The following is a 12,634-nucleotide window of genomic DNA, read 5'->3' on the forward strand; positions in this document are numbered from 1 at the left end:
CCCCTATCGCGCGCAGTCCACGATCACGGTCCCGAGCTTGTCGCCCTTCTCGACGGCGAGATGGGCCTGCGCCGTGTCCGACAGCGCGAACTGCGCCGCGATGTTGTGGATCCGCGGTCCTGCCGCCAGCCATTTCGTGATGTCGGCCTGCGCCGCTGCAAGCAGCGCCGGCGGCAGCGCGAACAGCACGAGCGACCGCAAGTTGATGCACTTCTCCATCAGCTCGCGCATCGGCACGACCGGTGTGCGGTTGCCGTTGGTGGCATAGACCGCAATCGTCGAATTCATCGCCATCAGCTTGAGCGTGGTCGCGATGTTGCCGCCGAAATCGACGTCGACGACATGATCGACACCGCGCCCGCCGGTGAAGGCCATCGCCCTGGCGATGACGTCCTCGTCCCTGTAATTGACCACGAGATCGGCGCCGGCCTGCCGCGCCTGCTCGCCCTTCATCGCCGAGCTGACCGTCGCGATCACCTGCGCGCCGCCCCATTTCGCAAGCTGCACCGCATAATGGCCGACCGCGCCGGCACCGCCGGTGACCAGCACGGTCTTGCCGACGATCGGCCCGTCCGCAAACAGCGAGCACCACGCGGTCATTGCTGGGATGCCAAGCGTCGCGCCTTCCGCAAAGGAAAGGTGATCCGGCAGCGGCGTCACCAGCTGCTCGGCGAGCGCGATATATTCGGCCGCGGTGCCGAAGGCGCGGCCGTTGCGCTGGCCGTTGAACAGCCAGACGCGATCGCCGATCTTGAAGCGCGTCACGCCGTCGCGACCTGGTCGACAAAGCCCGCGCCGTCGCTGTTCGGGATCACGCGCGAAAATTCCATCGCGCGATAGCTGCCGCCGCGTCGTCCGACATCGGCCGGATTGACGCCGGAGGCTTCCAGGCGAATGCGAACTTCGCCCGGGCCTGCGACCGGCGTCGCCATCTCACCATAGGTGAGAACGTCCGCCGCCGGTCCCGTCTGCTCGTACCAGACTGCTCTCACAGCGTCCCTGGGAAGGCGCCACCATCAAGCAGGATGTTCTGCCCGGTAATGAAGCCGGCCTTGGCGCCGCACAGGAAGGCGCAGGCATAGCCGAACTCGTCGGGCTGGCCGAAGCGGCCGGCCGGGTTGAGCTTGGCGCGTTCGGCCAGGATCTGCTCGGGCGTCGTGCCGCGCTTGTCGGCCTCGGCCTTGGCCGTGCCCGTCAGACGGTCGGTCTCGAACGGGCCCGGCAACAGGCCATTGATGGTGACGTTGTTGATCACGGTCTTGCGCGACAGGCCGGCGATGAAGCCGGTGAGGCCGGCGCGCGCGCCGTTGGAGAGGCCGAGGATGTCGATCGGCGCCTTCACCGCCGCCGAGGTGATGTTGACGACACGGCCGAACTTGCGCGCCATCATGCCGTCGACGGTCGCCTTGATCAGCTCGATCGGGGTGAGCATGTTGGCGTCGATCGCCTTGATCCAGTCGTCGCGGGTCCAGTTGCGGAAATCGCCGGGCGGCGGGCCGCCGGCATTGTTGATCAGGATATCCGGCTCGGGGCAGGCCTTCAGCACGGCCTCGCGGCCGGCAGGCGTCGTGATGTCGCCGACGATCTCGGTGACCTTCACGCCAGGATAGGCCTTGCGGATGTCGTCGGCCGTCTTCTTCAGGGCTTCGGCGCCGCGCGCCGTCAGCGTGACGTCAACGCCGGCTTCGGCCAGCGAGATGGCGCAGGCGCGTCCGAGGCCCTTGCTGGATGCGCAGACGATGGCGCGGCGACCTTTGATCCCAAGATCCACAGTTTCACTCCCGTAATGTCAGGCAGGTTTTAGAGGGCGGCACTCTAGCCAAACCCGGCGGCCCTGATAAGGGATCGAGCCGCGTCAAAATGCATGGCGCGTCGTGCGGCGATGCAAACCGGCATGATCCGGAAAAGTGTGTAGCGCTTTTCCGAAAAGATCATGCCCAGATAACGGAGCGCGATCTTATCGCGCCCTAGATGCGCCGTTCCTGCTTGAGGCGGTCGATGGCTGCGGCGGCCTCCGGCGGCAATGTCTTGAAACCCATCCGGCCGGCCGCCGAAAACAGCGGCCGCAGATGCGAGCCGGCGAGGAACGGCGGCTGGCGGTTGGCCGGGACGATCTGGTCGAACACCAGCACCAGCGTGGTCGCGACGAGGCAGACCCTGATCGCGCCGAGCGCGGCGCCGCCGAGCCGGTCGCCGATGCCGGCCTGGCGGATCGTGTCGCTCAGCGCGAGGCGGCCGATATATCCAAACAGCATGCCGACCACCACGAAGATGCCGAAGAACCAGATCCAGTTCTGAAGGAACGGCGAATTCGGGTTGCCGGCGACCTGCGGAACGATCAGCGGCATCAGCGCGACGGCGATGGGGGCGGCGAGGAGATAGGCGAGGATGGTCATGGCGCTGCCGAGCAGGCCGGTCCTGAAACCGAGGCCGATCGCGATGGCGAACGCCGCATAGACCGCGAGATCGAAACTGTTCATGAACCCTGCCTTGGAACGCTAACGTCGATGGAACGAATGAACGCCGAACCGATCATTCCGGTTTCAGATCGCTAAAATCGTCTGTATTGATGCTCCAAAGCTCAGGGACATCGCGCAAGGAAACGTCATGTCAGACCTATTCGACGTCAGTCAAGAAACCATCCTCGTAACAGGTGCGAGTCAGGGACTGGGGCGGCAATTTGCCCGGGTTCTGGCGGCCAACGGCGCGGCGGTTGCGCTCGCGGCGCGGCAGACCGACAAGCTGAAGAGCCTGGAAGAGGATATCCGCGGCAAGGGCGGCCGCGCCGCCGCCGTCGCGCTCGACGTCACCGACACCGCTTCGATCGCGAAGGCCGTCGATGCCACGGAAGCCGCGCTCGGCCCGATCACGGTGCTGATCAACAATGCCGGCATCGCCATCGAGAAGCTCGCGACCGAGCAGACCGAAGCCGACTGGGACGCGGTGATCGGCGCCAATCTCAAGGGCGCCTATTTCCTCGCGACGGAAGTCGCGCGGCGCATGATCGCGCGCAAGCAGGAAGGCAATATCGTCAATATCGCTTCCGTGCTCGGCACCGGCGTGTTGAAGGCGGTGTCGCCTTACGCGATCTCTAAGGCGGGCATCCTCCAGGCAACCAAGGCGATGGCGCTGGAGCTCGCGGGGCAAAACATCCGCATCAATGCGCTGGCGCCCGGCTACATCGACACCGAGATGAACCACGCCTTCTGGTCGACGCCACCAGGCGAGCGCCTGACCAAACGCATCCCGCAGCGCCGCGTCGGCGCCGAGTCCGATCTCGACGGCGCGATCCTGCTGCTGGCATCGAAGGCGTCGCGGTACATGACGGGGAGTGTTGTGACCGTGGACGGCGGCTTCTTGTTGAATTGAGTTTTCTGAGGCTCAGCGGCATCTCTGCCCGCGTAAATGGCTGCCACGAACTCCGTCCTCATCCTGAGGAGCGCGCCTTGGCGCGCGTCTCGAAGGATGGCCGCGAGGACGGCGCCAGCAATATCGCCACGATCTGGACGATCAGCAGCCCGCCGGTGATGCCGGCGAGGCGCTCGATGCCGGGAATGATGCTGGACGGCGGTCCTGATCCCTGCACCATCGTCATGATGAAGACGACCGCGCCCTGCGTGCCGACATAGCCGATATCGCGCGCGCTCGCCTGAACATGCGCGCCGATCCAGACGCCGATGGCGAGCGCTGCAAGCCAGGGCAGGAAATTTTCGAACGAGACGACCAGCACTGCGAGGCCGGCGAGGCCGCCGATCAGGCAACCGAGGATGCGATGCGTGCCGCGCGCCGCGATCTTCTCGCGATTTGCAGCATCGTCGTCGGACATCGCCGGCACGGCCATCACGGCCGCGACCGTGATCGCGGCCTGCGAGAAGCTCGGCAATTGCAGCCAGCTCCATGCCAGCGGCACCAGCATCACACCAAGGCCCGCGCGCATTGCGTGCTGGGTCGAGGCCCATTGCGCGCCGAGAAGGTCGGACCAGCCCGGCGCCTGCGGACGCGGCGGCGCATGATCCTCGCGCGGCGACAGCAGGTGCGAGACCAGAATGGCGGCGAGCGTGCCGATCGTCACCTCGGCAGTGCGATTGCAGGCGACGGACAGCGCCGAGGTCGGATCGTCGAGCGTTGCAAGCAGCACCATGTCGGCTGTGACGGCGCCGAGCAGCCAGGCATAGCCGTGGCGACTGACTTGCAGGCCGAGCACGCCGATGCTGCTTGCGATGAACAGTGCGAGGCTCAGTGCAACCTGGTCCTCGATCAGCCACGGGCTCAAGAGCAGGCCTGCAGCGGCACCGATCGCCGTGCCGACGATGCGCAGGGCGCCGCGACGCAAGGAAGAGGGCGCCGTGACCTGCGTCGAGACCAAGGCACTGATCGCCGCCCACCATGGTGCGTCCACCCGCAGCACGAGCGCCACGATCACGGCCAGCATGACGGCCAGTGCAACGCGACTGCAATGATGGCCGCGTGGGCTGGCCAGATCGATGTCCAGGAACTCCCGCCGCAACGCGGAGATTGCTCTTGCCGCGGCCCCGCTCATGGCAGCACGACCACCCTGGCGTCGGCACCCATATAGAGTCTCAGGCCGGGCGGCGGATCGACCAGCCTCAGCGTCACCGGAAAGCGGCGCTTGAGCCGGATCCAGTCAGTGGTCGGCGCCACGTAGTTGAGGAGGCGATTGGGCACGGGGTCGCGGCTGATGCCACGGGCGATGCCGGTAACCTTGGCGCGCTGCAGATGCCAGGGATTCGAGTCCAGCGACACCCAGGCCGTGCTGCCGACGGCAAAGCCGCGGATGTAGCTCTCCTTGAAGTTGGCGACAATGCGCCAGGCACTGGCATCGACGATGCCGATCAGCGGCACGTCGGCCTGTGCAGTGTCGCCGACGCGCAGGCTCAGCGACGTGACCGTGCCGCCGGTCGGTGCGACCAGCTTGGTGCGGGCGAACTGCCACTCGGCCAGCGCCAGCGCCGAATTGGCGCGGGCTTCGCTCGCCTGATGCATGGATAGCGTGGCCTCCGCCGCCGCGACCGACTCCTGCGCGGCGTCGCGTGCCGCATTCGCGCGCCGCAGCGTATCGCCCGCCTGGTCGAGCGCGACGCGGGAGACATCCTGGGCCGAGGCGAGCGTCGTCAGGCGCTTTTCGTTTTCGCGTGCAAAATCCGCGGCCGAGCTCGCCGCCGCCAACGCGTCCCGTGCCGAGGCGATCCGGTGCTGGCCGGAGGCGATCTGTGCGCGGGCCTCAGCAAGATCGGCGCGCCGCTGATCCACGGCCAACTGGAATGGTACGGGATCGATGCTGGCAAGCAGGTCGCCCTCGGCCACGTCCTGATTGTCGGCGATATGTACGGCAATGATGCGCCCAGTCACCTGAGGCGCAAGCGCGACCAGATCGGACTGCACATAGGCGTCGTCGGTGAAGGCGACAAACGACGATATCACCTCATAGGCAACGAAGAGCGCCAGCGCGATCGCTGCCGCAATTCCGACCCGTCGTCCACGCGTCATGTCAGGCAAAACTCCGAGGCAGCGGCGTGCATCAACTTCTCCGGGCTGGATGAGCAGTCTATCGCGGCTGGTCGCAGCTCGAAAAGTCCCGTTCCCGCCGCACCGCTAATTTGTCCGGATCTCCCCCCTGATCATATCCGCCGCCTTCTCCCCGATCATGATGGTCGGCGCGTTGGTGTTGCCGCCGATCAGCGTTGGCATGATCGAGGCGTCCACGACGCGCAAACCATCCACGCCGTGCACCTTCAGCGCCGGATCGACCACGGCCATCGCATCCGTGCCCATCTTGCAGGTGCCGACAGGGTGATACACGGTGTCGACGCGATTGCGCAGGATGGCGCGGATGTCGTCGTCCGTCTTCACATCGGACGTGAACATGTCCTTCTTCTGCAACGCGCGCAGCGCAGGCGTCTCCATCAGTCGCCGTGTGGTCTTGAAGCCAGCGACCATCGCTTCGAGATCCTCCGCCTCGCCCAGGAAGTTCGGATCAATCATTGGAGCCGCGAGCGGATCGGCGCTTTTCAGCGATACGCTGCCGCGGCTCTTCGGTCGCAACAGGCAGACATGGCATGAGAAACCCGCCTCCTTGTGCTTCTTGCGGCCATGGTCGTCGAGCATCGCGATGACGAAGTGGAGCTGGATGTCGGGCACGTCGAGATCGGGCCGGGTCTTGAGGAAGCCGCCGCACTCGGCGAAATTGGTGGTCATCAGTCCGCGGCGCTCCTTGCGGTAGCGCTGGATGGCGCGGAGCAGGGATGGCAACCGACTGATCGAGGCGTGAACGAAGTGCGGATAGTCGGAGGCGTAGACGAACACGAAATCCGGATGGTCCTGCAGATTGCGCCCGACGCCCGGCAAATGATGCACGACGCCAATGCCGTGCGTGCGAAGCGCATCGCCGTCGCCGATGCCCGACAGCATCAGCAATTGCGGTGACTGGAAGGCGCCGGAGGCGAGGATCACCTCGCGGCGAGCGCGGAGCTGCCTTGTCTGCTTGCCCTGCACATATTCGATGCCGACGGCGCGCCCTGCTTCGAACAGGATCTTCGTGGCCTGCGCCCCCGTCTCGACGCGCAGATTCGCGCGCTGGTCCATGTGGGGCTGCAGATAGGCGCGTGCCGCGCTCCAGCGCTCGCCATGGTGCTGCGTCACCTGGTAGCTGCCGAGCCCTTCGTGGTCCTCTTCATTGAAGTCCTCGCGGATGCGGAACTGCGCCTCGCGCGCGGCCTGATGGAAGACGTCATGGATCGGATTGTCCGAGCGCAGTCTGTTGACATGCAGCGGGCCGCCCTTGCCGTGATACTCGCCGTCGAAATCGGCGTTGTGCTCCGAGCGCTTGAAATAGGGCAGCACGTCCGCGTACGACCAGCCTGCATTGCCGAGCGCGGCCCAGTGGTCGTAGTCCCATTTGTGGCCGCGGATATAGACCATGGCGTTGATCGCCGAGGAGCCGCCGAGCCCCTTGCCGCGTGGTTGATAGCCGATACGGCCGTTCAATCCCTTCTGTGGCACGGTATCGAAGGCCCAATTGGCCGCGCTGTAGGGCAAGGCGAGCCCGAACGGCGTGGTGATCCGCCAATTGTCGTTTCGTCCGCCGGCATCGAGCAGCGCCACGGACGTTGCCGCATCCTCCGACAGCCGCCCCGCCACCGCGCAGCCGCCGGAGCCCGCGCCCACGACGACGAAATCGAATGTGTCCGTCACTGATGTTTCCCCCACGAAAGTTTCTTTGTTGTCTCTCAGCTCCTCATCCTGAGGAGCGCGGAACGCGCGTCTCGAAGGATGAAGGCCCGTCTGTGGCCTCGCCCTTCGAGACGCGCGCCGCTGGCGCGCTCCTCAGGGTGAGGGTCTAACTTTGCATCGCCTCGCAATGACGGTGTCTGTGGCTGCTACGACATGAACCGAATCAACTTCTCCAGCCGCGCGATCTTGCCGCCGTAGGGCGGATAGAGGTCGGCGAGGCGGTTGAACTTGGAGCGATAGAACACCGGCTTCAGCTTGCTGAACGTGCGAAAACCCCATTCGCCGTGATAGGCGCCGGTGCCGGATGCGCCGACGCCGCCCATCGGCTGGTTGATTTGGGTGAAGTGGAACAGGCAGTCGTTGACGGTGACGCCGCCGGACATGGTGCGACACAGCACCTCGTCGCGGGCCGTACGATCCTTGCCGAACCAATACAGCGCGAGCGGCCGGTCGCGGGCGTTGACGAAAGCGATCGCCTCCGCCGGATCGCGATAGCCCAGCACCGGCAGAACGGGACCGAAAATCTCCTCCTGCATCGCGGCCATCGCCTCGGTCGCACCGACGATCAAGGTCGGCGGGAATTTGCGGTGTGCCTTCCAGTTCGGATCGTCCGCCTTCGCCGGTTGCAGGATCTTTGCGCCGCGCTGGACGGCGTCCGCGACGAGATTTTCCAGCCGCGCATAGTGCCGGTCGGAGATCACGGAGGTGTAGTCCTTGTTGGCCGGATCGGTGCCGAACATGCGCCGCATCTGCGCGCGCACCTTTTCGGCGAAGGCCTGCAGCGAGCGCTCGGGCACCAGCACGTAATCCGGCGCGATGCAGGTCTGCCCGGCATTGAGCAGCTTTCCGTAGGCGATGCGCTCGGCCGCCTCCTCGAGATCGGCGGAGGCGTCGATGATTGCCGGCGACTTGCCGCCAAGCTCGAGCGTCACGGGCGTCAGATTGCGCCCCGCGGCCTCCGCGACCAGCCGCCCGACCCGGGTCGAGCCGGTGAAGACGAGATGGTCGAACGGCAGGTGTGCGAAGGCCTTCGCGATCTCGTCCTCGATGCCGGTGACGAGCATCTCGGTGGTATCGAACCTTTGCGCGATCGTCTCCTTCAGCAGCGCCGAGAAATGGGCTACCTGTTCGCTCGGCTTGATGATGACGCGGTTGCCGGCGGCGATCGCGCCGATCGCGGGCGCGAGCGTGAGCTGGAGCGGATAATTCCAGGGCGCGATGATGCCGACGACACCGAGCGGCTGCGGCATCAGCCGGTTGCGCGCGGGCAGGAATTGCAGCGCGGTGGCCACGCGCTGCGGCGCCATCCAGCTCTTCAGATGCTTGGCCGCATGCCGGATCTCGGAGAACACCAGCATGGTCTCGGCGATGGTGGTCTCGACCGCCGAGCGGTGGCCGAAATCGGCCGAGATCGCCTGCCGGAAACGCTCCTCGTTGTCGGCGAGGACGGAGCGCAGCCGCGCCAGCCGGTCGAGCCGCTCGGCGAGGTCAGGCGCCGGTTCTGCCCGCGACCGCGCGACCATGGCCTGGAAGGCATCCTCGAGGCTCCGGAGCGGGGCACTTTTCGGGAATCGGTCCGGGGTTTGGTCCAAGGCGTGGTCCATGGCGTTCCTCCCCGAAACGGCGTTTCGCCTCTGTTTTGTTGCCGCAAGCTGGCCCTTTGTGGAACTTCTGGCAAGTGTGCGGCAAATCAACCGGAATCCGGTCCATTGGCCTGTCACAAAGTCGAAAAAAACGTCCCCGCAGCCCTTTCCAAAGGCAGCCCGCCTTGATACATACGCCCCGCACCCGAGGGCTTTGCCCGGGGTTGCCTTCCAAGGAAGTCTTTGGGGCGGAGAAGCAAGCCACGCGAACAGCGTCGGCCCTCAATCCACCGTCCCCGGCATTTTCACGAAGGCAAAGCAACGGTTTAACGCGGGGTGGAGCAGCCCGGTAGCTCGTCAGGCTCATAACCTGAAGGTCATAGGTTCAAATCCTATCCCCGCAACCAAATTCGGAATGACCGGTTCCGATACGAAAATGGCCCGCGACAAGCGGGCCATTTTTGTTTTGGCGGGCAGCCGTTCGTTACGCCTCGACTGCAGGCGAGATGGTCTCGAGCGAAACATCGTGGCGTCGCTGCCAGAAGGGCGCGTCGGGAAAGCGGCGTTGGGATGCATACATTGCTCGCTGCGTGACCAGATAGGTTGCGATCCCCTCCAGAAACTGCCGTTCGTAGTGCCGGGATGTCGTTGGATCCCCCGTGAGGGCGCCGGCTATGCTCTCGGCGGCCTGAATGCCGCTCCACAGCGCGGTGGCAAGGCCGTTCGCTCCCAGAGGATCGAGCGCACTCGCGGCGTCGCCTGCCCGGACGATGCGATGGTCGATCATCCCTGACATCGTGGTGGTGCTCGCCGGCGCAAACTCCAGCTTCGCGCACGCAGCGACATCGATGCCCAGGCTCGTCACGCGTGCAGAGATCGCATGGGTCTGCGAAACCATGTCGGCCCACAGAGTTATGTCCTTGCGCAGTCCGGCCGGGAGCAAGTCCGAATCTGTGAAGAAGCAGAGCAGGATGCGGTTGCCTGGCATCAGGGACATGTACCACCATCCCTCCGCTACGGCCTCAACCAGCGTCGCCGGCACGGCTTCGACATCCTCCTCAAGGTGGAAAATGCCGTAGCAGGCCACGAGCTTGTCGAGACGGCGTAGCGGTGTTTCGCACCCGGACGTAACCGAGGCGCGGCCGGAGCAGTCGATCACAAACCCCGCTTCGATCGAGCTGCCATCGGCAAGATCGACAACGACATTGGCCGGTGTTCGCGAGAGCTGACGGGCCTCGGCCCACTGCCGCGCGACGCCGTCGGCGTCGAGCGTCTCGGCCATGCGGGTTTCGAGCCGCTGCCGGTCGATATGCCAGCCCGACGCTTTCTCCTGGTGAAACGCATCCCGCCGCAGCGTGGTGCTCCCCCACACCGAATAGCGGCCCTGACATGCGATCGCAGTCTCCGCGTCGAGCAACCCAAGCCAGCCGAGACTCTCGAGATGGGGAGACGCGCGAAACGAAAGCGTTTCGCCACGATTGGCGACGTCATGACCGGGCGCAATGAGGAGCGGGCGGTATCCCCGCCTGAGCAGGGTGCGCGCGCAGGCCATCCCTGCCATTCCCGCACCCAGAATCACGACTTGGTGCATGCGTTTAGGAGCGGTCCTTGATCGGGGAAAGATCCAGCGTGCCGCGCTGCACTTCGACAAAGACGTCCTTGGGAATGCCCGGGACGTCCTTCGGTCCGGCGCGGCGGACGACGACGCCCATTCGCGTCCACAGCTCGATCATTCGCCGCAATCCGTCGGTGTAGCTCGCCTCGACATGCAAGCCGATGCCGGCCGCACCGCGCGACCAGGCAACCCGCGAATGATAGAACCGCAGCCGCTCTTCCGCCGAGAGATCCGCACGCATCATCTGCTTGTAGAAACCTTCCGGCAGGACATCGACGGGAAGCAGCGCAGGCCACCAGACGGGCGTCGGGAAGCCCTCGGCCGTCAGGACGGACTGGCAGCTGAAGGCATCGCCCTGCCAGGGAACGCCCATCCATCGCGTGAGATCGCCCGGCGCCTGCGGCCCCACGGGTGCGCCATCGTCCTTCCGGTTGGGATGACCGGCGAAGACATTCTGCGGATTGAGCTGCAAGCCGACATCCTGAACGAGGCTCTTCCTTGTCGAGATCGCGATGCGGAAGGGGAGCGGTGTTTCTGTCGTAGGCCGGTACAGCGCGGCATGGCGGACCGGCCATGTGATCTCGACGCCGGGGTGAAACGCACCGCCCGAACAGGCATCCAATGCCGCACGTGTGAGCGCCTCCGGCCGGAGCGACAACGGCATGTCGTCGAGCTTCTCGACCGCGTTGGCGGCGGCGTCGTTGAGGTCGTCGGTGAACTCGCCTTTGGCCCAGTGGCTCAGGATCTGGTACTGGGTCGGCGTCAGCGTGAGCCAGCCGGTCGGGCTTCCCGGGAAGTTGACTCCATCCCCGAGCATGGGAGGCAGCGCGTCAGGGCGCCGGTCGTCGCTGCCGGGCTTGCGGAACGCGGCCAGAACCTTTTCGCGCGCGGGACGCGCTTTCTCCGTGGGGTCCGCAAGCGACTGGACGACGGCGGGGTCGGACAGATCGTCGAGATCGATCCAAGCCTTGCTGAGATAGGAGGCCTGCACGATCCATTGCATCATGCCGGAGCGCCGCAGGATCGGAAGCACATCCCGGCGAAACGACACTGCAGCGGACAGCGGTTTCATATGCCCGGACGCAATCATTGCTTCCCGTGCCGCGTCGTAGAGACTGACGATCGGCTCGATCTGCGGTGCGAATTTCGGACCGCAGCAGACAACCCAGGCCGGCTCGCAGGCGATGTCCGTGCCGCCAACCCGGACGTTGGCCTTGACCCAGCCGTCGCACCAGTCGTCGTGCCATCCGTCATTGTTGGTGAAGTCGCGCACCGGATTCTGCGGCAGCGCGGATTCGGAGATGCCGTCGGCAGGAAAAGCCAGCAGCCGCCCGGCCTCGTCGGTGCGCAGATGACCGAGCGTCACCGGCATCGTCTTCCAGAACTTGCCGGCCATGCGATAGGCCGCGTCACGGCCGTCGGCGTTCTTCGAAGCGCCGTCGATCCGGACCGGACCCGCGTCGATCACCAGCATTTCCCCGCGGCGGGCCGGCTCGATCGCGGCATTGCGCAACGCGCCGGGAATGCCCGGTGCATTGTCACCACCGTCCATTGCGTTCGAATAGCCGTACCAGGCCGCCTTGCTGTTCGCCACGTGCACGGTCCATCGCAAGCCGTCAGCCTCGCCGAGCTCACGCACGACGCGGCCCTGATCGTCATAGCCGTAGACGCGAAAACGCTGGACCTGCTTCTTGATGCGGCTCGGTCCCTGCTTGAACCCGCCCGCAGGTTCATTCATCAGGCCAGGCACTTCAGGCGCGAGGAACCATTCATCGCCATTGCCGACGCGCGAAAAGCCGATCGCCGGGAAAATCGCCGCGCGCACGATCGATGCACCTGCAGGTGCCTGTGCCTGCGCCAGCGCCGGCAAAACGGCCGCCCTGAAAAGGGCAGGCGCTGCAAAACCGACGGCTGATGCGCTAATCAAGAAGTCACGGCGTTTCACTGGCGAATGTCTCCGGTTGATGACCCACGATGACGCATGACCAGGCTTCGCACGGGGAGCGCTACATCAATGAACCGACGAGGAGCGCATTGGGCGAGGGCGAGGCATCAATTGGATCGAATGTAGAGAACGCGATCGGCTGGTTGAGCGATCACTAGGTAGAAATCTTTAAGATGTGGTTCTCTCGCGTTCGAGGCTCGCGTCTTTCCGCAAGTGTCGGCCTGCCGCTTGGCGTCAGTG

Annotated in this window: 11 protein-coding genes and 1 tRNA gene; 2 read left to right on the top strand and 10 right to left on the bottom strand. The window is 65.3% G+C overall.

The window, feature by feature from the left end:
• Positions 1-3 precede the first annotated feature (3 nt).
• The 4 genes from NLM25_RS05140 to NLM25_RS05155 all read right to left on the bottom strand — a co-directional run bounded on the left by NLM25_RS05140 (position 4) and on the right by NLM25_RS05155 (position 2,480).
• A complete protein-coding gene (locus tag NLM25_RS05140) occupies positions 4-765 on the bottom strand; it encodes a zinc-binding dehydrogenase (RefSeq protein WP_254136283.1) in 762 nt (253 codons plus the stop codon).
• Entirely contained in the window at positions 762-992 is a 231-nt protein-coding gene (locus NLM25_RS05145) for an alcohol dehydrogenase catalytic domain-containing protein (protein ID WP_254136284.1), read from the bottom strand. The genes NLM25_RS05140 and NLM25_RS05145 overlap by 4 nt, the downstream gene beginning before the upstream one ends.
• Positions 989-1,771 carry an SDR family oxidoreductase gene (locus NLM25_RS05150; RefSeq protein ID WP_254115793.1) on the bottom strand — a complete coding sequence of 261 codons (783 nt, stop codon included), beginning with the start codon at positions 1,769-1,771 and terminating at the stop codon, positions 989-991. Before NLM25_RS05150 ends, NLM25_RS05145 begins: the two co-directional genes overlap by 4 nt.
• Positions 1,772-1,967: 196 nt before the next feature.
• Complete coding sequence (locus NLM25_RS05155; RefSeq protein ID WP_254115795.1) at positions 1,968-2,480, bottom strand: CvpA family protein; 513 nt, start codon at positions 2,478-2,480, stop codon at positions 1,968-1,970.
• Between the two features lie 127 nt (positions 2,481-2,607).
• Between NLM25_RS05155 and NLM25_RS05160 the strand changes: the two genes are divergently transcribed.
• Positions 2,608-3,369 (top strand): SDR family oxidoreductase, encoded by a 762-nt coding sequence (locus NLM25_RS05160; RefSeq protein ID WP_254136285.1) that lies wholly within the window; start codon positions 2,608-2,610, stop codon positions 3,367-3,369.
• A gap of 58 nt (positions 3,370-3,427) precedes the next feature.
• Here the strand turns inward: NLM25_RS05160 and NLM25_RS05165 are convergent, their stop codons facing one another.
• The 4 genes from NLM25_RS05165 to NLM25_RS05180 form a co-directional block, all read right to left on the bottom strand.
• Complete coding sequence (locus NLM25_RS05165; RefSeq protein ID WP_254136286.1) at positions 3,428-4,540, bottom strand: FUSC family protein; 1,113 nt, start codon at positions 4,538-4,540, stop codon at positions 3,428-3,430.
• On the bottom strand, positions 4,537-5,508 hold the full coding sequence (locus NLM25_RS05170) for an HlyD family secretion protein (protein WP_254136287.1): 972 nt from the start codon (positions 5,506-5,508) through the stop codon (positions 4,537-4,539). Before NLM25_RS05170 ends, NLM25_RS05165 begins: the two co-directional genes overlap by 4 nt.
• Before the next feature lie 105 nt (positions 5,509-5,613).
• Positions 5,614-7,212 carry a GMC family oxidoreductase gene (locus NLM25_RS05175; RefSeq protein ID WP_254136288.1) on the bottom strand — a complete coding sequence of 533 codons (1,599 nt, stop codon included), beginning with the start codon at positions 7,210-7,212 and terminating at the stop codon, positions 5,614-5,616.
• A gap of 185 nt (positions 7,213-7,397) precedes the next feature.
• Positions 7,398-8,855, bottom strand: a complete 1,458-nt coding sequence (locus NLM25_RS05180) for a coniferyl aldehyde dehydrogenase (protein WP_254136289.1) — start codon at positions 8,853-8,855, stop codon at positions 7,398-7,400.
• A 309-nt stretch (positions 8,856-9,164) separates the two neighbouring features.
• On the opposite strand from NLM25_RS05180, the gene NLM25_RS05185 reads away from it, so the two are divergent.
• Positions 9,165-9,241: transfer RNA gene (locus tag NLM25_RS05185), tRNA-Met, on the top strand.
• A gap of 77 nt (positions 9,242-9,318) precedes the next feature.
• On the opposite strand, the gene NLM25_RS05190 is transcribed toward NLM25_RS05185, so the two are convergent.
• Positions 9,319-10,425 (bottom strand): NAD(P)/FAD-dependent oxidoreductase, encoded by a 1,107-nt coding sequence (locus NLM25_RS05190; protein ID WP_256570663.1) that lies wholly within the window; start codon positions 10,423-10,425, stop codon positions 9,319-9,321.
• A 4-nt stretch (positions 10,426-10,429) separates the two neighbouring features.
• Positions 10,430-12,394 (bottom strand): CTQ-dependent glycine oxidase GoxA, encoded by a 1,965-nt coding sequence (gene goxA / locus NLM25_RS05195; protein ID WP_254136291.1) that lies wholly within the window; start codon positions 12,392-12,394, stop codon positions 10,430-10,432.
• Positions 12,395-12,634 lie beyond the last annotated feature (240 nt).

Source organism: Bradyrhizobium sp. CCGB01 (assembly GCF_024199795.1).
Classification (GTDB): domain Bacteria; phylum Pseudomonadota; class Alphaproteobacteria; order Rhizobiales; family Xanthobacteraceae; genus Bradyrhizobium.